This is a genomic window from Cyclobacterium plantarum (assembly GCF_011290685.1).
GTDB lineage: Bacteria > Bacteroidota > Bacteroidia > Cytophagales > Cyclobacteriaceae > Cyclobacterium > Cyclobacterium plantarum.
Map to the genome: position 1 here is coordinate 1 of NZ_JAANYN010000023.1, position 23364 is coordinate 23364.

The 23364-nt window shown below is 45.7% G+C and carries 16 protein-coding genes; 6 read left to right on the plus strand and 10 right to left on the minus strand.

What is annotated here, in order from left to right; genetic code table 11:
* Positions 1-145: 145 nt before the first annotated feature.
* Complete coding sequence (locus G9Q97_RS24480; RefSeq protein ID WP_166151886.1) at positions 146-2323, minus strand: acylase; 2178 nt, start codon at positions 2321-2323, stop codon at positions 146-148.
* A gap of 338 nt (positions 2324-2661) precedes the next feature.
* On the minus strand, positions 2662-3648 hold the full coding sequence (locus G9Q97_RS24485) for a DUF4097 family beta strand repeat-containing protein (RefSeq protein WP_166151888.1): 987 nt from the start codon (positions 3646-3648) through the stop codon (positions 2662-2664).
* A 565-nt stretch (positions 3649-4213) separates the two neighbouring features.
* Here G9Q97_RS24485 and G9Q97_RS24490 point away from each other — a divergent pair.
* From G9Q97_RS24490 to G9Q97_RS24510, 5 genes are all read left to right on the plus strand, one after another.
* A complete protein-coding gene (locus tag G9Q97_RS24490) occupies positions 4214-4525 on the plus strand; it encodes an antibiotic biosynthesis monooxygenase family protein (protein ID WP_166151890.1) in 312 nt (103 codons plus the stop codon).
* 38 nt (positions 4526-4563) lie between these two features.
* Positions 4564-6276, plus strand: a complete 1713-nt coding sequence (locus tag G9Q97_RS24495; RefSeq protein ID WP_166151892.1) for an amidohydrolase — start codon at positions 4564-4566, stop codon at positions 6274-6276.
* Positions 6277-6345: 69 nt separating this feature from the next.
* Complete coding sequence (locus tag G9Q97_RS24500; protein ID WP_166151894.1) at positions 6346-10662, plus strand: CusA/CzcA family heavy metal efflux RND transporter; 4317 nt, start codon at positions 6346-6348, stop codon at positions 10660-10662.
* An 8-nt stretch (positions 10663-10670) separates the two neighbouring features.
* The gene (locus G9Q97_RS24505) at positions 10671-11867 is read left to right on the plus strand and encodes an efflux RND transporter periplasmic adaptor subunit (RefSeq protein WP_166151896.1); all 1197 of its coding nucleotides are present in this window, start codon (positions 10671-10673) and stop codon (positions 11865-11867) included.
* A gap of 123 nt (positions 11868-11990) precedes the next feature.
* Positions 11991-14288, plus strand: a complete 2298-nt coding sequence (locus G9Q97_RS24510) for a hypothetical protein (protein WP_187357751.1) — start codon at positions 11991-11993, stop codon at positions 14286-14288.
* A 389-nt stretch (positions 14289-14677) separates the two neighbouring features.
* Here G9Q97_RS24510 and G9Q97_RS24515 read toward each other — a convergent pair whose 3' ends face one another.
* From G9Q97_RS24515 to G9Q97_RS24545, 7 genes are all read right to left on the minus strand, one after another.
* Complete coding sequence (locus G9Q97_RS24515; protein WP_166151898.1) at positions 14678-15025, minus strand: type II toxin-antitoxin system PemK/MazF family toxin; 348 nt, start codon at positions 15023-15025, stop codon at positions 14678-14680.
* On the minus strand, positions 15015-15245 hold the full coding sequence (locus G9Q97_RS24520; RefSeq protein ID WP_166151900.1) for a hypothetical protein: 231 nt from the start codon (positions 15243-15245) through the stop codon (positions 15015-15017). Before G9Q97_RS24520 ends, G9Q97_RS24515 begins: the two co-directional genes overlap by 11 nt.
* Positions 15246-15361: 116 nt before the next feature.
* Entirely contained in the window at positions 15362-15838 is a 477-nt protein-coding gene (locus G9Q97_RS24525) for an RES family NAD+ phosphorylase (protein WP_166151902.1), read from the minus strand.
* Entirely contained in the window at positions 15838-16344 is a 507-nt protein-coding gene (gene parS, locus G9Q97_RS24530; protein WP_166151904.1) for a type II RES/Xre toxin-antitoxin system antitoxin, read from the minus strand. Before parS ends, G9Q97_RS24525 begins: the two co-directional genes overlap by 1 nt.
* Positions 16345-16626: 282 nt before the next feature.
* A complete protein-coding gene (locus tag G9Q97_RS24535) occupies positions 16627-17169 on the minus strand; it encodes a glycosyl-4,4'-diaponeurosporenoate acyltransferase CrtO family protein (protein ID WP_166151906.1) in 543 nt (180 codons plus the stop codon).
* A gap of 88 nt (positions 17170-17257) precedes the next feature.
* Entirely contained in the window at positions 17258-17737 is a 480-nt protein-coding gene (locus G9Q97_RS24540; RefSeq protein ID WP_317168819.1) for a DUF1569 domain-containing protein, read from the minus strand.
* A 130-nt stretch (positions 17738-17867) separates the two neighbouring features.
* Positions 17868-20579: a cation-transporting P-type ATPase gene (locus G9Q97_RS24545; protein WP_166151908.1), complete on the minus strand. Its 2712-nt coding sequence runs from the start codon at positions 20577-20579 to the stop codon at positions 17868-17870.
* Positions 20580-21445: 866 nt separating this feature from the next.
* On the opposite strand from G9Q97_RS24545, the gene G9Q97_RS24550 reads away from it, so the two are divergent.
* A complete protein-coding gene (locus G9Q97_RS24550; protein WP_166151910.1) occupies positions 21446-22867 on the plus strand; it encodes a hypothetical protein in 1422 nt (473 codons plus the stop codon).
* A gap of 99 nt (positions 22868-22966) precedes the next feature.
* Here G9Q97_RS24550 and G9Q97_RS24555 read toward each other — a convergent pair whose 3' ends face one another.
* Positions 22967-23224, minus strand: a complete 258-nt coding sequence (locus G9Q97_RS24555; RefSeq protein WP_166151912.1) for a hypothetical protein — start codon at positions 23222-23224, stop codon at positions 22967-22969.
* Between the last annotated feature and the right edge of the window lie 140 nt (positions 23225-23364).

A 23364-nucleotide genomic window follows, 5' to 3' on the forward strand; every position in this document is an offset into this window, starting at 1 on the left:
TCCCAAAAAAGCCCGGAATCAAATATGAAACTGCTCAAACTAATCAAATTGCCATATATTAAAATCGAACTCAGGTTAAATCTCTTAAAATCTGACGAAAAATCCACTTCCTGTGCCTGGTATTTTTTCGGAAATCCGGGATAAGTCACCTTTTTCCCGGATGATAGGTTTCTTCCGCCCTCTTTTCCACATCCTTCCGGTAGTAGGCTACCTCCTTAAATCTGCCATCGGCATACATTTGTGCCTGATCATCAAAATGCGGGGAGTCTGGATCAGCGTTTTGGCCGCCGGCCAGCAAACTTTTGGCCCTGACCTTCTCACCAAATTCCACTGCTGCTACAAAGCTATTGCCAGAAGAACCGTAGATTCTTTTGGTGTTTTCCCTGGCACTCGCACCAAAGGAGGCCAATGCGCCCCAGCGGCCGGATGCCAGATCCACAGGAAGGCTTTCCCTTTCATCATCAAATGCCAGGTCAATGTCTCCATTTAATCGCTGAAAACGGTTGATCTCCCCCCATTCTGTTTTCCAGGAGCCAAAGTCAGCTTCCAACTGGGCGACCGCCTGTTCAAAAGCAGCAACCACCTTTTCCGGTTCAAAATCCAGGGAGACACCTGCCTCCTGATTAAATGGGATCAAGGCATAAGAACTACCAATAAACCGGTTAAAGGCCATCCCATAGAAATGAGCCAGGCTCATGGCCACGGACTCCTCGCTGGTCCGGTAGTCCCAATCACGCAGCAAACCAAGAGCTGTTGCCAATTCTCCTTCCGGTTCTCCGACGGTCTTATAGGCTTGTAAAAGAATGGGGACAAGGTATTCGAAAGCAGGCAGGTAAGGATCATAGCCCAGGGCAATCAAATCATCCAGGGACAATTCCCTGGCTTCCGACAGCAATCCGACGGCATGTATGCCTCGAAAGTTTTCGGCATCCGGAGCCATATAATAGGGATAATCTTCTTTTTTAGGACTAAATGGACCGGCAGCGGTAAAAGGCGTAGAGTTACAATTCTGTATCCATCCGGTTTGGGGATTGTGAATGACGATGCTTTCCTCCACTGTATGCAAACCCAGCCAGTCGGTGGCCGGATTGCTGCCATCTACGGGCCTCGAAAAATCAAAAGCCGTATCTCTTTTGGGAATAAAATTTCCATGAAAATAAGCAATATTCCCTTCGGCGTCTGCGAAAACAGTGTTGTTGGAAGAATTGGTCCGGATATCCATCATTTCTTCAAAAGCTTCGTAATTATCCAGTTTGGTACGGGTAAAGCTCTGAATCAGGGCGTTGACGGGATCCCAGTTGATTTTCGTGGCCACCCATTTGTCATCCAATTTATGGGTGATAGGACCATGGTGGGTTCGGTACATGGTAAAAGACTTTTCCTTCAATCCTTCCAGAGAGCTGTATTTTAGCGTAACCGGAATTTCCTCCACTTCCCTCCATTCCTCTCCATAAGCATATTCATAGCCCTCGCCAGACTCCCGTACTATCTCCATAAACTCATCCATAAAATCCAGGCGGGTAGAGGTATGCATCCAGCCTGTTTTTTCGTTAAAACCCTGATAAACAAAAAACTGCCCCCAGGTAACGGCCCCATAGGCATTCAATCCCTCCTCACTCACCACATGGATTTCAGGCCGGAAATAAAAAGAGGTATGCGGATTAATCAGCAATAGGGCATTTCCCGATTCGCTCAATTCCGGGGCAATGGCGATGCCATTGGAACCCTTTGGTTCTGCATAGGGATCAGGGTGGAGCAGCCCATCGCCAAATTCGGAATAGGCCAGGGCCTCCTGATCTTCATAAAAAGCTTGAATTCTTTGGGTGGAAATCCGCTCTATATCTCCCCCAATGGATCCTTCACTGAAAAACATGGGAAACCAGGGTTCATAGTGGGTCAACACCTGTGGTACCACCTCCGGATGGGTTTCCAAATAATAATTCACCCCATCAGCAAAAGCATCACACAATTCCTGAAGCCATTGGGGTGCTCCCTCATAGGCAGCTTTTGCCTCGGCCTCGGTCATGTAAAGCCTGGCTCTCAGGTCGCTGAAAAGGGCTTCTTCTCCTTCCAGTTCTGCCAGGCGGCCGGTGGCCCAAATGTAATTCCTTTCTACCCTTCTGAAATCATCCTCACATTGGGCATAAAGCATCCCAAAAACCGCATCGGCATCTGTTTTGGCATAAATATGGGGAATGCCGTAATCATCCCTGATAATGGTAACCCGGTCTGCCCTTATTTCCAGGTCATTTGAGGATGTATTGACTGGAGCCTGGCAAGCCCAAAGCAAAAGGGCCAGCAAGGATAATTGTAATTTTCTCATGGTTGGTGGTTAAGCGTTTATACTTGAAATTACCTCAAATTGGCAAAACTGTTTTGACATAGCTGGTCAAAGACCTGATTTAACTGTCAACCAATAATAGGCAAAAATCAAGTTTAAGACAATAAAAAAGAGTAATCCCCTGATTTTTTACCTTTAAAAATAAAAAACGGGGATCAAATAGAAAATTTATCTGCCAAAAACAGGCTGATTATTAAAAGTTTACCAAAATTGAATTTTCCTTTAGTTCCTTTGGATTATTAAATGGATATAGGTGTAAACAAGCCAACAGGAAAAGACCCTTGTTTTTCCTGTTGGCTCAAAAACCTCCTATTTAAATATCAATTTACGATTTCAATTTTTCCGGAACTCACTTCCCCTTTGATTGTATGGGCGGAACCATTCATGATTTTCAAGGTCCCTGATGATTCGCTTTCTCCCACCTTCACCCTTCCGCTACCGGCATGGATTTCATAATTAAATGCGGCAATATTACTGTTGGTCTGAATGGAAATATTTCCTGAAGAAGCTTTGAAAAAAGTATGTTCACTTAAACCAATATCCCTTCCTGTGGCTTTGCCAGAGCTCAGCGTTACGCTTCCCAAAGCCTCGACCTGTTCCATGTCAATGTTTCCGGAACTCAATTTCGCATTCAAAAGACCCTTTACTCCCTGAAATTCCATATTCCCACTAGATGAAGTGGCATCCAGATTACCCTCCACCTGTCTTAGCGTCAATTTTCCAGACGAAAGGTCTGCAATGGTATTACCCTTAATATTGTCTGCCAGTACCTCGCCCGAACTGGCAGCAAGGAATACTTCGGTAGCTTCCAGGTTTCTAGCCCCAACCCTGCCGGAATTTACCTCCAGGTGAACCCTGTCACCCACTACATTTTCTGCAAAGACTTCACCGGATCCTGCCTGAAGCTGTAAGGACATTTGAATAGGACCAGAAAGCCGGATATGCCCCTTTGATCTGCCCCTTCCCAAGCCATTCTGATCAAAGCTTACATATAGCTTATTCTCTATCACCTGGTAAGAGATATTCTTTCCTCCATTGACATTTGACCTGAGTAACGCATCAAGATAAACATCTTCTTCATCGGGGCTGCCCACATATTCAACAGGCAGAGACCCTGCTTCTACCTCAATGGCAGTAATACCTGCAAAACTTTCTTCATAATCCACCAGCGTTTCCAGTTGCGGATCCAAACAAGAGGTGAATAATATTATGCTGAGCAGCAGTGCCCCGCTGACATTCAAATGCTTTTGGAAAGGGAAATAAAAATTCCACACTTTTTTTTCCTGCTTACCTCGTAGTGTTTTCATGAATTCAATAAATAAAAGCTTTAAGTTTTTTTAAAAGATTTAATCCAATCAAGTGCCAAATTCCAAAAAGCTTTTCTAATGCGAAAATTAGCCTATTCTACGATTGAGCATTTTTTTAACTGATCGAAAACGGACACAAAAAAATATTTACCGGACAAAATCAAGGATAAGCCTATGTAGCTTTTAAGTCAGGCCCTGAAAGTTAAAACCCGCGAAGTGATCAGAAAACAGGAAAAATTAAACTCCTTGTAAAAGCTTTTCCATCAAAAGATTTCTGATTCACTGCATCTACCTAAAATACCCGTTATCCTATTTACCCCAGGATCCAGAAGTAATCAGACCTGACATTTCCTCAAAATCAGTGCCTATGCTTTTCTGTTGCAATGTAGGGCTGATTTTCCTGCAGTTTCAGCGCTTAGAAAGATTCCTGCTCCATAATCCGGGTTTGATCATTTTTTGTTACTTTTATTGGCAACTGTTATATTGAACCCAGGCTATATTTTAATATTGAACTGGATTAAAAATTAAAAAATAAACTTCCGTTTTAAAAAAAGGAATTTCTCCCATGATCAGTAATACCCCTCCAGCTCCCTATTACGCAGTAATTTTTACCAATATCCGAACCCCAGGCGATCAGGGTTATGCCGAGATGGCTCAAAAAATGGATGATCTTGCCCGTCAACAACCCGGATACCTGGGTCATGAATCGGCAAGAGACAAACTGGGCATCACGGTCAGCTATTGGGAAAGCAGGGAGGCCATCACCGCATGGAAAAATGAAAACCAGCACCGCCTGGCACAAAAAGCCGGCAGGGAAAAATGGTATCAGCATTTTAAAATCAGAATTTGCAAGGTCGAATCCGATTATGCTTTTTAATCGAATATACCCTTTTCATCCTCACTTACTTTAACCACATGAAAAACAAGAATCTTCTATCAATCGGAATTTGCTATCTGATGCTGCTGGGAGCCTGTACCGGACCCAAAGAACAGGCAAGCCATATTTTCACCAATGGCATCATTTACACAGTCTCTCCAGATCAGCCTATAGTAGAGGCTATTGCCATAAAAGGTGGCACAATCCTTTTTACAGGTAGCCTGGAGGAGGCAGAAAAGTACAAGGGAACAGAAACGGCCATCATTGACCTGGAAGGTAAAACCATGACTCCTGGATGGATTGAAGGACATGGGCATTTCATGGGCATGGGCTACAACAAATTAAACCTGGATTTATCCGACACCGAAAGTTTCAGGGAGATTGCCGAAAGGGTAAAAGTCGCTGCGGAACAGGTTCCGGAAGGTGAATGGATTATAGGCCGGGGCTGGCACCAAAGCAAATGGACCGAGTCTCCCGGAGAACAAGTAGACGGCTTCCCCTTACACCATGCATTGACTGAAGCCTCCCCGCATAACCCGGTATTTTTGTACCATGCCAGTGGTCATGCAGGCTTTGCCAATGCAAAAGCCATGGAAATTGCGGGGCTGAATCCGCTGGGAAAAGAACAAATGAATAATTCAAAGCAACTGGAAGGAGGCGAAATTATCCGGGATAAAAACGGTAATCCTACAGGCGTTTTCAATGAAAGGGCCATGGGATTGATATCCCGGCATATTCCTGAAAGTAGTCCGGAAAAAGACAGGCAGGCATTTGAGTTGGCCCAGGCTGCCTGTTTTCAAAACGGTATTACCGGATTTCATGATGCAGGGATAGGGTCTGCTACCCTTGACCTTTACCGGCAAATGAAAGCTGATGGAAAAATGAAGCTCAGAATGTACACCATGATTGCGGGTGGCAACAGGGAATTGCTTGAAGAATGGTTCGAAAAGGGGCCTGAAATTGATTCCCTGCTCACCATCAGGTCCATCAAATTGAGTTGTGACGGAGCCCTGGGTTCCCGGGGGGCCTGGTTATTGGAAGAATACAGTGACAGGCCCGGTCATTTTGGTCACGAAACCTTGCCCATGAGTTATGTGCAGGAGGTGGCTGAAAAGGCCCTGCAACACGGTTTTCAAGTTTGTTCCCACGCCATAGGAGACAGGGCCAACAAAGAGGTACTGGATAGGTATCAGGCGGCATTTGAGGCTATAGAGGGAAAAGTTCCGGATCACAGATTCAGGATAGAACATGCCCAGCACCTGCATCCGGAGGACATTCCCAGGTTTGCTGAACTGCGTGTACTGCCAGCCATGCAGGCCATCCACCTCTCTTCAGACAGACCCTGGGCCATCGATCGGCTGGGAGCGCAACGGATTAAAGAAGGAGCATATATGTGGCAGGCGCTTTTAAAAACCGGTATTCCAGTCATCAACGGTACGGATGTCCCTGTAGAACCCCTCGATCCTATGGCTAATTTTTATGCCAGTGTTTCCCGAAAAACCCTGGAGGGCAGGCCAGAAGAGGGCTACGAAGCTGATCAAAAGATGAGCCGGGAACAGGCATTGAGAAGTTATACCCTGGATGCGGCCTACGGGGCCTTCGAAGAAAATATAAAAGGCAGCCTGGAAGTAGGAAAAGTAGCCGATTTTGTCGTTTTTGACCGGAATATCATGGAAATCCCGGAGACAGAAATCCAACAAACAAAGGTGGTCCTGACGGTAATCAATGGGGAAATTGTCTATAAACCCTGATTTCTATCATATTTATTACTGCTTAAAAACCAGCAAATGATTTTTAACTTGCAGCAAATGATTTTGTAAATGATTCACCGGATAATCGCGTTCAGCGTAAGAAATAAATTTATTGTTCTTTTAGCGGTACTGGGAATGATCATCTGGGGAATGTTTTCCTTCCAGCGCTTGTCCATTGGATCTGTCCCCGACATAACCAGCAATCAGGTACAAATCATTACGGTGGCACGAAACCTGGCCACAGAGGAGGTGGAACAATTTATCACCTTTCCGATAGAACTATCGGTGGCCAATTTACCCGGGGTGGAGGAAATACGTTCGGTCTCCAAATACGGACTTTCTACCATCACCGTGGTCTTTGAGGAAAGCATGGGCACCTACCTGCCACGACAATTGATCGGAGAAAAACTAGCACAGGCCAGCAAGGACATTCCGGCACACTTTGGCAGTCCGGAAATGGCGCCCATTTCCACCGGCCTGGGTGAAATCTACCAATACACCCTGGAGACAAAACCGGGTTATGAGGACCAATATTCCGTCATGGACCTGCGAGAAATCCAGGATTGGTTGATAAAAAGGCAGCTCACCGGTATCAAAGGCGTGGTGGAAATCAATACCTGGGGAGGTTACCTGAAGCAATACGAAGTGGCCATGCAACCTGAGAAGCTCCGAAGCATGGACATTTCCCTTCTGGAAGTCCTGAAAGCCCTGGAAGACAACAATGAAAATGCAGGTGGGGCCTATCTGGAAAAAAACCAGACCAACTATTTTATCCGAGGGGAAGGGATGATCCAATCGCTGGAGGATATTCGGAAAATTGTCGTGGCCAACCGGGGCGGGGTGCCCCTGACCATAGCCGACATGGCAGCCGTACGTTTTGGCTACGCCACCCGCTTTGGGGCCATTACGGGTAACGGAGAGGGGGAAAAAGTGCTGGGGCAGGTCATGATGCTTAAAGGGGAAAATTCCTATGCGGTGATCAAAAGCGTCAAAGAACGCATTGCTGAAATAGAAAAAATACTCCCGGAAGGGGTGTACATCAATGGGTTTCTGGACCGGTCCATGCTGATCGACAAGACCACCTCCACCATACAGGAAAACCTTATCCTCGGAGCCTTGTTTGTCATCTTCATACTGGTCATCCTGATGGGCAATTTCCGCAGCGGTTTGCTGGTGGCTTCCGTCATCCCCCTCTCCTTGCTTTTTGGCATTTCGCTGATGAGTCTTTTTCGGGTAGATGCTAACCTGCTGAGTCTGGGTGCCATTGATTTCGGAATTTTGATAGACGGAGCAGTAGTGGTGGTCGAGTATGTGCTCTACCAAATGAGTAAAAAATTTCCCGGCTTGAAAGGGAATGCCCAAAAAGAAGAAGTGGACAAACTGGTCATTGAGAGTTCCAACCGAATGATGAACGCCGCCATTTTTGGTCAGATCATCATTTTGATTGTTTTCATTCCCATCCTGAGCTTTACCGGGGTAGAAGGAAAAATGTTTCAACCCATGGCATTGACCTTTATGTTTATCCTTGCAGGTGCCATGATTCTCTGCCTGACCTATGTGCCGGTCATGGCGGCCCTGTTTATCCGCCCTTCAAAAGATGAAAAGGGTACACTATCCGCCAAGATTATCCGGACCGTCCACGGCTGGTACGAGCCGGTGCTGATAAAGGCTCTGAATCACTACAAACTGGTTTTGATCACCGCTTTGATTGGTTTTGGGATCAGCCTTTTTATTTTTTCCCGACTTGGGGGCGAATTTCTTCCTACCCTGGACGAGGGCGATTACGTGATCCAGCCGGTATTGAAGCCGGGCACTTCCCTGGCCCAGACCATCGAGATCACCACCAAAATCGAGTCCATCCTGCTGGAGAAATTTCCGGACGAAGTAGACCAGGTCGTGAGTAGAATCGGAGCGGCAGAGATCCCCACGGACCCCATGTCCATGGAAATGTCGGATATCATCATCAAGCTAAAGGATCCGGACGATTGGTCAAGGGTGGGCTCCAAAACAGATTTGGCCAACCTTATGACGGACGAGCTCTCTGTTTTACCGGGCATCACCTACCAGTTTACCCAGCCCATTGAGATGCGCTTCAACGAGTTGCTTACCGGTGTACAATCCGACCTGGCCATCAAGATCTTTGGGGAGGACCTGGAAACCCTGTACCGCTACGGCCTGGAGGCCGCTGCCATTATCCGGGATGTGGAGGGAATCGAGAATATCAAGGTAGAACAATTGGTAGGCCTGCCGCAGGTTTCCATCCGCTATGACCGGGAAAAGCTGGCCCTCTATGGCCTCAGCATTGCCGATGTAAATCAGGTAATCCGTACCGCCTTTGCCGGCAGCAGCGTAGGTACTATTTTTGAAAACGAACGCCGCTTTGACCTGGCCCTGCGCCTGGATAGGGAGACGGTAAGCACCGAGGTGGTAAATGAGCTAAGCCTGCCCCTGGAAAACGGGGAAAAAATATTATTAAAACAAGTGGCTGACATCAGCTTTCAGTCTGGTCCCGCACAGATATCCCGGGACGATACCAAGCGAAGGATTGTGCTGAGTTTAAATGCCAGTGAGAGGGATGTGGAATCCATTATAACCGATGTGCAGGCATTGCTGGAAGCTGAGTTGAATTTACCTACAGGCTATTCTATCGCCTATGGGGGGCAGTTTGAAAACCTGAATCAGGCACGGGACCGGCTGATCAAGGTATTACCACTTGCCTTGTTGTTGATTGCCATTATGCTTTACTTTACATTTAATTCTGTATCGGAAACGGTTATGGTATTTTTATCCATTCCATTAGCAGTAATCGGCGGAATTGTAGCTCTGTGGATCAGGGGGATGCCCTTTAGTATCTCCGCAGGTATCGGTTTTATTGCCTTGTTTGGCATTGCGGTGCTCAACGGCATCGTGTTGATCAGTTACCTTAATGACCTGGAAACTAGCGGAGAATCCGATATACGGAAGAGAATCCTGAAGGGCTGCAAAAACCGTCTGCGGCCGGTATTATTGACCGCATCCACCGATATCCTGGGCTTTATTCCCATGGCGCTATCCACTTCTGCAGGAGCGGAGGTGCAGCGGCCCATTGCCACGGTAGTAATAGGTGGGCTGATGACAGCGTTTTTTCTTACATTAATAGTATTGCCGGTGGTCTATTATGTAGTAAAATCCAAGAAAGTTCAGGGCTTTCGCCCCGGCAAAGTGCTGACGACACTGGCAATACTGCTTGGAATCCCATTTCTAAGCCCGGCCCAGGAGGGTCCTGTAGATCCGGAAGCGGCCTGGTCCATGGCACTGGAAAATAATTTTGAATTGGCTGCCGCCAGAATATCATTGGAAAACAGTCAGGTCCGGACCAAAACTGCCTGGGATATTGCCCCATCCCTATTCTTTATCGGCACAGAGGAAAACCAAAGAAACCTGGAGGGTGATGGAGTAAACTCTTTAGGGTTCCAACAGTACATTGATTTTCCAGGAGTCTATGTTTCCCGAAAAAAGGTACTGGAAAAGGAAAGCCTGATTACAGCGGATCTTTATGACATCAAGACCCTAAACCTGAAAAAACAACTGTATAAAGCGTGTTACCAACTGGAATACCTGGTCAAAAAGAAGGAACAATTTGCCGGATTTGACTCCCTGTATCAGGAACTGTATAGGGCCTCCGAAAAGCGATATGCTGCCGGCACGACCAACCGGCTGGCCATGGTCATGGCAAGGGCCCGGTCCGAAAAAGTCCGTATGGCTTATTCTCAGTTGGAACAGGAAATCCAAATTATCTACCGGCAAATCCAGGAAGTGGTACAGTCCCCGGATACATTGCAGCTCAAGAGCCCTCCACTGACCATGGCATACGCCGAATTCCCAGACCTGGAAAATCATCCTTCTTACGGCTATTTGATGCATCAAAAAGAACGTTTTGAAGCGGAAAAGAATCAGATGCAAAACAAACTGCTTCCAGGACTCTACGTACAGTACATGTTTCAGAAAATTGATGGCGTCAGTGGTTTTCTCGGTTATCAGGCCGGTATTCAGGTTCCCCTTTGGTTTGGACCCTCCCGGGCAAGGGTGCAATCCGCCCGCCTGTCCGTCTACCAATCACAAAACAAGATCAATGATTTAGGTGTCCGCTGGGAATCGGCCATAAACCAGAAAAAAACCAGGCTGGAAATGCACCTCAAAGAGTTGGATTACTATAACGAGGAGGGGCTACCGATGGCGGAAGAAATCATTACCTCCGCTCATAAAAGTTTTGACCAGGGAGAAATTGATTACCTGGAGTACATCCGCAGCCTGGAATATGCCAGCGAAATCCAAATGGATCACCTGGATCTCTTGAACGAATACCATCAAACCCTTATTGACATTCACTATTTTACCCTGCCATGAAATCGAGCATGACAAGAACGCCAACCGGAAAGCTGAATATCAATCTATCGAACCTTTTCCTCCTATTACTACTTGTGAGCGGACTGATGGCTTGCAAGGAGGATACAAGTACCACAGAAGAAAATCAGGAATCCATGGAACACAGGGAAGCAAGGGTACAGTTGACTCCGGAACAGGAGGTAATTACGGGCATACGTCGGGGAACCTTTATTAAGCAACCCCTGACCAACCTGGTAAAAGCACCGGGATTTATCGACTCCCCTCCCCAATACAAAGCTACCATCAACTCCTTTACCACGATCTTTGTCGAAAAGATACACTTTATAGTGGGCGATCCGGTGAACAAAGGCCAGGTAGTAATCAGCGCTTCCAGCCCTGAGTTTGTATCCATGCAGCAGGAATACCTGGAAACACTCAGCAGCCTCGCCAACCTGGAAAGCGATTTTGAACGAAAACAAAGCTTGCGGGAGGATAACATCTCTTCCCAGAAAGAACTGGAAGAAGCCCGGGCGGCATTTCAGGCAGCCAGGGCCAAAAAATCCGCCCTTCAAAACAACCTGCAACTCATGGGAGCGGATATTTCTTCCCTGGAACAAGGTAACCTGCAGTCAAAAGTGCTTTTAAAAAGTCCGATTTCGGGTAAAATTTCCGCTTTACAAACATCTGTCGGGCAGCACAGTGCGCCGCATGAGGTGTTGATGGAGGTGATCAACAGTGAACACCTGCATCTGGAGATGAAAGTATTGGAACAGGATATCCCCAGGGTGATGGAGGGACAAGCGGTGACCTTTACCCTACCTGATTTTAAAGAGCAATTGTTTTACGGACACGTTTACCGAAAGGGAAATACCATAGATCCCAAAGGCCGTTTTGTACAGGTGCATGCCCATTTGGATACAGAAAATGATTCCTTCCTGCCGGGAATGTATATCAATAGCTATATAGTAGTGAGCCAGGACTCTGTATGGACCGTACCTTCCGGGTCTATTGTCCATGAAGGAAGCGAAACCTTTCTTTTTGTATTACAGGATAGCAAGCAGGAAGGTAAGATTTATCAACGAAAGCAGGTTCGAACCGGAATCGAAGCCATGGGCTACACCGCCATCATGAACCCAGACGAAGCCCTTTTTAAAGATAGTGTGGTGGTGGCGGGCACCTATTATTTATCCAATGCGCTGAACGAAGCCGGAGGGCACGACAACTAAATCAATCAAAGCCAATACTCCAGCGTCTGTCAGGATTCGGGTTTTCCGAATGGCCCTTTTCTGAAAGAAGCGGTATAGGATATAGAGCGCATCGTCGCAGACCCAATCACAAAAATTTATTCCATGATTCAATCGCTAAAATGCTATTCTTTTGGTCTTCTTTTATCTGTCTTTGTTTTACCACTGGCAGCCCAGCAGACCCTCTGGGAACCGGTAGCCGATAAGGTATTTCTCCAGGAAAAAAGTGAAATCCTTACTACCCCCTCGGCCGTTACACAGGTAGCCATTTTGTCTGGCCGTTCCTATGCCGTTTTGGATGGAAAACTTCAGGAATTAACGAATGGAAGCCTTCAGCCGCTATCCAACAGTCCTGCGGGAATACGTAAGATAGCCGTTTTTGATGATACTGCCTGGGTGATGGCTTCCTCCGGATTTTACCGCTTTGCCGACAATTCCTGGGAAAAACTCAGTGAAGACAACTTTGTGGATGTCTGCCTGCATCTGGGCAAGGTCCATGCGGCCACACGGGATGCCATATATGTATATGTACAAGGAAAATTAACTGATATTGAGCCTGAAGGGGGCTATCTGTCCAGTGACGTGACCATGCTGATGGAGGATGGCACTCAGCTACTGGCCGATCCGGTGAAATTGGGTCCCATCACCTCCATTGCCAGTTACAGCGGCACCCTACATGTCCTTCGACCCGGGCAACTGGTACAGCTTTCTGGTAAGGTAGTCAACGAGCACCTGATCGACTGGGGTACCCTGCCTTCCAAAAATACCGGAGAATTGCTATCCATGGGCAGCAGGCTGTTTATCAGCACAGACCGGGGTTTGGGCGTATTGCGGGGTGCTGCCCTGCAGCAAATCAAGGGTGAAGATGGCCTGCCCGTAGAGCACACCCGGCAGCTGGTGCAGGGGTTTGACCGGGATGTATGGATCGGCACCCCAAGAGGAGCCATTCGCATGCTGGAAGACGACTGGCACTATTTCGGGGCAGACCATTGGCTGCCGGATAATCATGTCAATTCCATTGCAGTGGCCGAAAAGGAAGTTTTGGTAGCCACAGATGGCGGCATAGGTATCATCCGTTACGAGCCCTTTACGCTAAGGAAGAAATCTGCCCATTACGAGCAATGGCTGGATGATTGGGGACATAAGCGCATGGGTTTTATCCATACCATTCATAAATACGAAAATGAGTGGGTGCGGGAAATCAGCGATAACGATGGAGCGCATACTGCCACCTATCTTTCGGCCATGAGCTACAAATATGCCGTTACCGGAGAGGAAACAGCCCGACAGGAAGCTGTCAATTCCTTTCAGGCGATGTTGTGGCTGGAGCGAATCACGCCCATCGATGGGCTGATCGCCCGCTCCATCTGGTCCAGGAAGGGTGATAAAGGAGAAATGGGGCGAAGGGGATCCGGTGGCCTGCCTGCTAAATGGAATGCCACCGCAGACAGCCTTTGGTACTGGAAGGGCGATGCCTCCAGCGATGAGATCATCGCCCATTTTTACAGTGTTTCCTTGTTTCACGATCTGGCGGCTCAAGGCAAAGAAAAAGAACTGGCCAAAGAACACATGCGCCGCATCGCCGGATACATCATGGAAAATAATTGGGTGCTGATCGATGCCGATGGGCAACCCACCCGCTGGGGACGCTGGAATCCGGAGTACCTGCTGCGCCCCTACGGCTGGTCCGACCGGGGCGTGAACGGGCTGGAAGCGCTGGCTTTTTCCTACTCCACCTATGCCCTGACCGGGGAAGAACGCTTCAAAAAGGGATACCAGCAATTGGTAGACTGGGGCTATGCAGAAAATACCATCAAGCAAAAAAATACCTTCCCTCCTTCTCAGATTGCCCCCTGGGATGACAACCTGGCCTTTGAGGCCTACAATACCCTGCTGCGCTACGAAAAGGATCCTGACATGCGCTCCATCTACCTGAGAAGCCTGGAGCGTACTTTTGAAATCAAGCGCATGGAGAAGATCCCCTGGTTTAATTTCACTTATGCCGCCATGACCGGCAATGATGCTGACCTGGAAGCAGCTGTGCAGCACTTGCGGGAATGGACCCTGGACGCTATCGAACACAATTACCGAAACTCCCACCGGGATGATTTGTTTGTAGAAGAAGGCTACACCTCCTATGAAGGTGGTGTTAAAGCCATTTCACCCCGCGAAACGGCCGTTACCCGGGGTGCCAGAAGGGCTATTGTGTTGGATGGTGGGCAAAACAGCAATCGCATTATGGAGCCGGTAGGCTTTATCCGGGACTACTGGATGGGCAGGCACTACGGACTGATACTGGCGCCGGAAGTGAGTGATACCGGCCTGCTGGAAGTGGATAAAGAATCAGGAGAAAAAGTTGGAGCTGCGCTTTATGACGGGCCGGATCGGCCTGATTTTTTGTAGGTTAGCGAAAAATGAGGCGTTTACACCGGCCTATGGACACGAGCGTATGTTTTAGGCTTGTTTCATTGCTGAATTTTGAGAACACCATATTTGATCAATTGCCTACTGCTTTAGCTGTAGGCATTTTAGGGTCTAACAGCATCATTGGCTTTAGCCAAATCATTTGAAATTTTGGCTTTCCCAATCCAGAAATAAAAATTCCCTGCATTTCCGCCTTTTTGGCTAAAATCAAGGTATATAGGATTCTGTTTTTTGGAATGTCCTAAATTTCTTTGCAATTGAAGATAATTTGATTAAAAATCATGACTATGGAGTTGTTAGCTAACCGCCTAATTCAAAAAAATTATTGTCACATAAAATATTTTATTCATTATCAGAAGCTTATCACCTTATTCAAGGGCAAGAACGATGCGGATATTCTCCATTACCTTTTCTATTAACTCATCCGGCAAGGTTCCAATTTTCCGGGTGAGCCTTTTATTGTCTATGGTCCTAATCTGGTCAATCATAATATCGCAGGGCTGATTCAGATTCGCTACACCCTTATTTAAATGAACTCTTAAAATTTCAGCATTTGCTTGTACGTTGGTGGTGATCGGACAAACAATCGTTGAGGGGTGTGGAATTTTATTGAGCAAGTTTGTTTGAACGACTACCACCGGCCTATTTTTTCCTGGTTCGGTTCCAATCTGGGGATTCAGGTCTGCAATCCATATTTCATACTGCTTAATTAGCATCGTCAATGGTTTCAAAATCCTTCAGAACTTCCATAGAATCCGCTTTTACCAGTTCTGATTCCATTTTTAACCTTTTCTCAAGCAGCTGCTTCCTTTGAAATTTGTTGTAAAAAGCGATTGCTTCGTTAATGTACCTGTTTCTGGGTTGCTTCATTCCCTCACGAATTTTTTCAACTTCACGAAAAACCAGGTCATCAATTTTAAGAGATATGTTTTTCATAGCAATATTTTATATCACAAAAGTATATGTTTTTAGTATATCATACAAGTATTGTAAATCAATTTTTTTTCACTTGAATTCCAGGCCTATTTTGTGAACAAGCACCTTATGCCAACCTATTTCTTGATCTGCTGTATGCGTTTATCAAATGTTAGCTGGTTTTTTGAAACCACAGTTATCCATTTTGAATCAGGATGATTTGGGTTGATCAGGTAATTGAATTCCAACGGCACCACACAACTGGGTACCTTCATCACAGCGGCTTCATTGTCTTTCACAAAATCATCTCCAATAAATTGAGTTTCAAGAATTGGAGGTTTAGCATCCCAGTCATCTGGTAGGTCTTCTTTTTTAAGTTCAAGGATTTTTACTTCATCCGGAATATCTATTTCCACATAAAACCTATCTGATGGTAAATCTTCACTGAGGTCCAGATGGACAGATACCTCCAGAATAGCAAGTGCCCTGGATGCCGAAGTATACACCAAATAAGTATTGCGACTGTTCCAGCGAAATCCATCCGTTAAAGCAGCTCCCCGGCCCTTTAAAGTGCTTTTTAGATATTTCTCTCTTTCAATTCTGTACACCCTCATCAGGCCAGATTTCCGTATTCCAACCTGTTAAGACTATTGCTAACTTCGTGAATCCCCGTGATAGAATCAAAGAGACTTTCCGGAGAGACACCCCCCAATGATATATTTGGTTTTTTAAGCCAGCGTTGAAACTTTTCAGCCTCCTCGTTAAAAACGGCTACCCCAAAATCCATTAATTCTGTCAGTACCAATACCACTTCAGTATCTCTTCTACTGAGCAATTCCTGGTCTCTCTTTTTTTTGTTGTAGGTAGTCTGAGGGATACCGAAAAGGTGAAGCAACTGTTTTACCGGCAAAGCAGCTCTTTTACTTAAAACTTCTATCGTCTCATAAGGCAGACCTTCTCTGATGAGATTAACCCTATCCATCTTGTTGGCCCAGGCATATTCACCTGTGCTAACTGTTATACGAGACCCCTGCTTTTTTAACCTTTCCTTCTTTGCTCGCAGCAAGCTTTTCTTTGGATTGTAGCTTCTACCGGATGTTTCAAGTTCCTTAGTTACCATAACAACATATTTGCTTTAAATGTACAACAATTATACTGTAAATTCAATTCAAATATGTGTTAAACCACCTCGATGACATCCCTTAAACGGCCAATAGCTATGTTCGATTATAAAATAGCATTCCATTCGAGGATTGCGTCCATTCCCCATGCTTACGGATCAATTTTCGCTACCCTGGTATCTTAAACAACTGATTAAGGTCTAAGGAGAGAAAAAAATACAGGCAAACAAAATCCTTAATTTACAGGCTGTTAATTGAGATCCTAAGTTACAGGCAACAAATTATTGGTTTGATAAAATTCCCCTCAGCCTTGGTCGGTTATACCGCTGCACCACCATTGGGTAGCCGTTCAATACAACATTCAGAAAAAAGAGCCAAAAGGACTCCCTGATGCCGTGGAGTAACGCTACCGCAAAGCCAAGTACCGCTACCAGAATGAAAATGATGAGGTGGCCAAATTCCGATTGGCGGGTTTGGTATTCCAATTTTTCCAAGGCTGACCGGTCCTTCTTCACCGGCCTCGCAGCTTTGTTGAGTTTCTCCCAGCCAATCCAAACCAACAACTTCCTGAAACCATTCACCCCAAGCCATCGATACACCGTTCCGCCCTTTTCCCACTTTTTGGTATCAAAATAGCTCGATTTCAGAGGGGGTTGTAAGGTTTCGGTGTAGGCCATTAAAGCGGTCATCAACAGGAAATTCACCACCCAGGCAAACACGAAGGTATTCAGACCCTGCCAGCTAGCTATCCCTACGATGCCAGCAGCAACAAAAAGCCAGGTAATGCCTACGGTTGCATATTTCTTTAATCCTATTCTTCCCATAGCAGGGTCGATCAAATAGTTGGGGAGGTGAAGGCCATGGTACGAAACGGCAACAAACCCGAATGGAATCTACTACTGCCTGGCATTTTCACACCCCAAATTGCGTCAGGTGGTGGTCCAGGTGCTTGTAAAACATGTTGTTCCACTCTTCCTTAGACAATTTACCGAAGGACAAGGATTCCCTTCCATCAAAATGTTTTTCTCCCAGCTCCACAGTTTTATGCAGGTACTGGATCAGTCGTGCTTTCTCCTCCTCAAAATCACGCTCATCTGCAATGACAAAAGCAGGTGCCGTACGGACGTTCTTTTTGTAAGGCGTTTCGTCCACCACCATCTTTTTCACAAAGGCTTTTAGGATTAATCCCATGAAAAAATTGGGTTTGGGATGCTTGTTTTCATAAGCCATTTCATAGGTGACGTTGCAATGCGCCAGCATTTGCGCCACGTTCATTTTTCCCCATTGCGGCTGGGTACTGGGTGTCAGGGAGTCAATCCGCCGGATCAACTCCGCTGTTACTTCTTTGTCGTAAATAGTGGGTAAAGCCATCTCAAGTTCAATTGGTTTCAATTTAAAGTATTTGTTATAAGGGTACCGACCTATTAAATAAAACCCCACAGCCACCATAAATATAACTGAAAAATCGCCGATATCCTTTGCCGGAAGTGATTTTTGACATCTTCACTTGCTGGCCAAAGCATTAAAAGTCCTCCGATTCCGTATATTTTCTTCGTATGGTTTTTTCCAGTGACACCAGCACAAACAGGCCCACACCTGCACCAAGCACCCTAATCCAGGAATCCAGGCCAATGGGAGCCGAGTGGAACAAGGTATTCATCAGCGGCGCATGAATGAATACGAGTTGCAGGAGCAGCATGGTAAAGGCTCCCACATACACCCATTTATTGGAAAACCAGCCGATTTCCCGGACCGATCTTCGCAAAGAGCGGCAGTTAAACAGGTAGAAGCCTTCCAGCACAATAAATACCGTGCTGGCCACCGTCTGGGCTTCGGCCAGGCTGGCCCCCAGGGATAACTCGTAGCGAAACAGTAAAAACGAAGCAAGCATCAGCAAGGTCCCGACCAAGAGGGTCCGCATGATCAGGGGAAAGGTAAGGATGGGCTTGTCCGAGGGAACCGGAGGCCGGTCCATGATGCCCTTTTCCTTGGGTTCGAAGGTAAGCATCAGGCCCAACAGCACCGCCGTCGTCATGTTGATCCACAGAATCTGAACCGGGGCCAGCGGCAGTTGGGTGGTAAAAGCAATGCTGGCGAGGATGACCAGGGCCTCTCCCAGGTTGGTCGGAAGGGTCCATACAATAAACTTGGTCAGGTTATCCAAGACCCCCCTTCCCTCTTCCACGGCGGCCTCTATGGAAGCGAAATTATCATCGGTAAGCAACATATCCGAAGCATCTTTGGCTACTTCGGTGCCTGTAATGCCCATGGCAATGCCGATGTTAGCCTGCTTTAAGGCCGGTCCGTCGTTGACACCGTCTCCGGTCATGGCCACCACCTTGCCGCTGGCCTGCAGGGCCTTTACCAAGCGGAGTTTCTGATCCGGGCTGACCCGGGCAAAGACCGCCACCGCTCCTGCCACTTCCTGCAATTGCTCGTCCGAGAATCCCTGCAGTTCCAGCCCGGTAAGGGCCAGGAGTCTTCCGTTTTCGGTTTGTCCACGGATCCCCAGTTGCTCGGCAATGTTGGCTGCGGTAAGGGCATGGTCGCCGGTGATCATTTTTACCTGTATGCCTGCTTGCTGACAGAGGGATACGGCATCTACCGCCTCTTTTCTCGGCGGATCAATCATTCCCTGAAGTCCGGTAAAGACCATGCCTTCGGACAGGTCCTTTTGGTCCAGTTGCCGTTGATCAGGATCGCTGGTTTTGAAGGCAAAGGCCAGGACCCGCAGGCCTGCTGCAGCCAATTCATCGGCGGCCTGCTGCACGGCGGAAAAATCTAGGGGAACGATTTCTCCGGTTTTGTCCAGCGCCCGATCCGTACAGCGGAGCACCGCTTCCACCGATCCCTTTAAGAAAACCAGCGTCTGTTCTTCGTGCCGGTGCAGACTACCCATGTATTGGTTTTCCGATTGAAAGGGAACCTCGTCCAGGCGGGGATATTGCGGATCGATTTGCTGCCGGGTGATGCCTGCTTTTTCGGCAGCACTGATCAGTGCTGCCTCGGTGGGATCGCCTTCCGCCGTCCACCGCCCCCCGTCTTCCACAATGCGGCTATTGGAGCAAAGAAGTCCTGCGGTCAGTAACTGTTGCAGGGCCGGCTTTTCGGAAAGGTCCACCGCTTGTCCCTTAAAAAGGACTTTTCCTTCCGGATTGTAGCCAATGCCGGTAAGCTCAAAGGACTCACCGCCGGCCAGGATTTTTTGAACGGTCATTTGGTTTTCGGTGAGCGTTCCGGTTTTGTCCGAGCAGATCACGTTGGCACTGCCCAGGGTTTCCACGGCCACCAGTTTGCGGATAATGGCCCGTCTTTTGGCCATCTGGGCCACGCCAATGGCCAGCATGATGGTCACTGCAGCCGGAAGGCCCTCGGGTATAGCACCCACCATCAGCGCCACGGCCACCATAAAGGCATCCGCCAGGCTCTCTCCCCGCAGGTAGGCCAGGGCAAGGATTAGCAGGGACAGGCTCAGAATCACCCAAAGTAAGGTATGACTGAATTTTTTGATTTTCAGGGTCAGGGGGGTATCAAGCTCTTCCGCAGAAGCGATGGATTGGTTGATCTTTCCCACCTCCGTGCGGTCACCGGTAGCCACCACCAGGCCCTTTCCCGTTCCGTAGGTCACCACCGTCGTAGCAAAGCCCATGTTGAGGCGATCACCCAACAGGGTATCCCCTGCAGTAGTCTCCGGACTTTTTTCGGTGGCCACCGACTCTCCGGTAAGGGCCGATTCGTCCACCTGCAGGTTTTTGACGGCGAACAGGCGCAGGTCGGCGGGAATTTTATCTCCCGGCTGCAGCAACACGACATCCCCGGGTACCAGGCCCAGGCTGTTTATTTCTGATTGCCTGCCGTCACGAATGACGGTGGCCCGGGTGTTCATGCTTTTGGACAGCGCATCGATGGCCTTCAGGGCCTTGGTTTCCTGCACGTAGCCAATGATAGAGTTGATCAATACCACTGCAAAGATGACAGCAGCATCCGTGTATTCCTCCAGGAGCAGGGTAAGGGCTGTAGCGCCCAGTAAAATGTAAATCAGGGGTTGGTGAAATTGGAGCAAAAAGCGAACGATGCTGCTTTGGCTTTTTTTGGTGGTAATGCGGTTTTCCCCGTACTGCTGCAAGCGTGCCTGCACCTCATCGGGTGAAAGACCCTGATCGGTATTGGTTTGCAGCGCTTCTGCTACCTGCTTGTAGCTGTGGGTGTGCCAGTGCTGCTGCTCGTGTTCCATTCCTTTTTTTAATTATCCAAAAGTCAAAAAAACCGATGGTGAATATACCTCAAAAATGGAACGAATCAAACGGATACCGCATTTCTGGAGCGGGATTCGTTCACATTCGGATTTCCGGTATTCAAAAGCCTTACCATCTCCCGGCCCGATTACATTACACAATTTCATCAACAAATCAGCATTTCCGCAACTCCCACTTTCTCAAAGGGGGGAAGAGCCTTTCCCGACCAGTATCGGGAGGGATTTACTTACGTAACTTTAAATAAACATTGTACCAGAAAACATCCCCATACATACTCTGCGGAAGCGGAGCACAAGAGAGATCTCATTACGGAAAAACAAGTCAATCGAAAATATACTAAACCAACCAAAAAAACCGCTGGCAAATACCGGTCGCCGGAATATACTTTTAGGTACAATCGCCATAAAATGAAAGAAGGGATTTTTGAAAATTTAATGCAAAGGATGGTGGCGAAGCCACCTTATCCTTACAAAGCGTTCATTGGATTGGCACCTTATTCAATAAAACTGTATATTTTCTACTGAAATTAATAAAAAATTAAATTCTGAATTATATAACTTTAATTATATATTAATTTTTTTTTGATATGCTAACAAAAACGTTTTTGAATATTATTTGGATTTCTTGACTGATGTCATATCATAACATGGCAGACCAAAAGTTAGGTTAGGTAATTGTATTTTGGAAGTTTCAAACTATTTTTTACTTTTATAAATATGAAAGGAAAAGATTTTTCTTTATATCATATAAATATAGTCCTTATCAAATCTGAATTTTATGAATTTTCTTATATTATTTTTAGTGAAATTCTTGAATTATTACCAATCCCAACACCCCACATCTTTTGAGAAACCTAGTAAAACTCCATCAAGATTCTGAAAGTCTATTGTCTATATCAGATAGATTAACCAAATACAAAATTGAAAGTATTGCAATACTAGAAGGCGAAGAAAAGTTTGACCAGCTACCGTTACTGGTAAGGCAAAAAGAACTTCAACACCAAGAAAGAAAACTGGCCAAGATTCTATCGAACGCGGATGTATTCGAATATTTTCTCTGCAGATCCCGTAAACTTACTAATAGCACGACAGGCTCGTGGATGTTGAAAAAAATATTTAATAAAATGACTATAAAAAATTTATCGATCTTGTGTTTTCTTTCCATTGTGGTTTTTCAACCTACTCATGTGTTTTCTCAATATAAGCTCATCAAATCAAATGAATTTAAAATAGATTCCTTTTTACCTGTTGAGATTATAGATTATTATTCACAAAAAGGGATTTACCTTGCCTACATCAATAAACCCGAAAATACAGAAATCCTTCTTCTCGATGAGGATGGTAATATCCTTGTTCAAAAAGATTTGTTGGGAGAAGGGCCAAATCAATCTGTGGCGTCATTAAATAGTATGGCTTTTACTGATGAAGGAAATATCTGGATCCAAACACCATTTCAGGTTCTGCTTTATGATCAAAATCTTAATCTTAAAAAAAGGGATAAATACTTAGCAAGAACGCAGGTATATCTTCATGGAAACATGAGATTATTTTCTTTTTTCTTTCAAAATGATGTGCCGGATGGTTTTTCATTCATTACTAATCCTAGCGGAGTAGACTGGTCTGTGGACAATAGGGATTTTAAAAATAGAAATTTGATAGAGATATTTCAGCCTGAATTTGATAAACAGATTGAATTTGCAGCTATTTCTGATAGAGAGGTATCAAAACAAATAGATAAATCTATAGGGCCTTTGTATTTTCCAATCTATTTCATAGATAGGAGTATGAATAAACTTTACCTGGTAACCTCTTTCGATAACGAAATCACTATTTATGATTTAAACTCTTTGAGGTTAGAATCCCATATAAAGATAGAGCATGAGGAATTTAAAGCTTTAAAAAATTCAGAAATAACACGAAATAATTTAAGTACCTTTAACAATATAATCACTTTGACTGCGAGAAACCATAAGATCTTGAAGTTAGATAACGGGATAATAATACTTAATTATATCAGAGAAATTTCCCCCATTACTTATGAAAAAGAAAAATCAGAAGATCCTACCTACCACCACTTTAAAGACCCTTCCTATCACCGATTGATTATCTTTGATCAATTTAAGCAGCTATCAGGTGATATGCCAATGCCTAAAAATGGAAAATTAATGATTAATCTGCCTGGAAATAAACTATTGTTTCAGATTTCCGATCCGGAAGTGGAAGAAGATTTTATAGGTTACGAAATATATGAAATTGTTAAAAATTGATATTTTACCAGTTTTTGATCTTCGATGCTACTTCTGCAGGAATGCCCTTATTTAATAAATACCGAGTTAAAAAAGAGATTTACCGGAGTGAAAGGCACCTTAACCAGAGTAGCTTGTACTTTCAAAGCTAGCCATTAATAGATTGTTCAGTCGTTTATTTTTACCAACCAAAGCAATTCTCTCTTCATCATAGTGAAGCAGTAGAGGAAACTTCTCTTCTATATTTTCCGAATTTATATCAGTCCTAATTAAATAGATATTACCCAATGTCCCATTGGAACACTTCATAAAATCAGCTTGTATCGATTCAATGTCCTTCCTTGCATTTTCAATTACAGGAGAAATAGTTTCTCTCATTTGCATATGGATATTATTTAGACTTTGGATATACTTCCTTGAAAACCTGATTAAATCAACTTTTTGAACAAGGCACTTTTTCAATAACTAAAAAGCAGGTATATTGACAGCGTAAGCAGAAAGTTATGGAAAAGCGGTTT

Bases quoted from the DNA above. Each gene is read 5' to 3' on its own strand.
- G9Q97_RS24480 (WP_166151886.1), bottom strand. From the start codon at position 2,323: ATGAGAAAATTACAATTATCCTTGCTGGCCCTTTTGCTTTGGGCTTGC.
- G9Q97_RS24485 (WP_166151888.1), bottom strand. From the start codon at position 3,648: ATGAAAACACTACGAGGTAAGCAGGAAAAAAAAGTGTGGAATTTTTAT.
- G9Q97_RS24490 (WP_166151890.1), top strand. From the start codon at position 4,214: ATGATCAGTAATACCCCTCCAGCTCCCTATTACGCAGTAATTTTTACC.
- G9Q97_RS24495 (WP_166151892.1), top strand. From the start codon at position 4,564: ATGAAAAACAAGAATCTTCTATCAATCGGAATTTGCTATCTGATGCTG.
- G9Q97_RS24500 (WP_166151894.1), top strand. From the start codon at position 6,346: ATGATTCACCGGATAATCGCGTTCAGCGTAAGAAATAAATTTATTGTT.
- G9Q97_RS24505 (WP_166151896.1), top strand. From the start codon at position 10,671: ATGACAAGAACGCCAACCGGAAAGCTGAATATCAATCTATCGAACCTT.
- G9Q97_RS24510 (WP_187357751.1), top strand. From the start codon at position 11,991: ATGATTCAATCGCTAAAATGCTATTCTTTTGGTCTTCTTTTATCTGTC.
- G9Q97_RS24515 (WP_166151898.1), bottom strand. From the start codon at position 15,025: ATGCTAATTAAGCAGTATGAAATATGGATTGCAGACCTGAATCCCCAG.
- G9Q97_RS24520 (WP_166151900.1), bottom strand. From the start codon at position 15,245: ATGAAAAACATATCTCTTAAAATTGATGACCTGGTTTTTCGTGAAGTT.
- G9Q97_RS24525 (WP_166151902.1), bottom strand. From the start codon at position 15,838: ATGAGGGTGTACAGAATTGAAAGAGAGAAATATCTAAAAAGCACTTTA.
- parS (WP_166151904.1), bottom strand. From the start codon at position 16,344: ATGGTAACTAAGGAACTTGAAACATCCGGTAGAAGCTACAATCCAAAG.
- G9Q97_RS24535 (WP_166151906.1), bottom strand. From the start codon at position 17,169: ATGGGAAGAATAGGATTAAAGAAATATGCAACCGTAGGCATTACCTGG.
- G9Q97_RS24545 (WP_166151908.1), bottom strand. From the start codon at position 20,579: ATGGAACACGAGCAGCAGCACTGGCACACCCACAGCTACAAGCAGGTA.
- G9Q97_RS24555 (WP_166151912.1), bottom strand. From the start codon at position 23,224: ATGAGAGAAACTATTTCTCCTGTAATTGAAAATGCAAGGAAGGACATT.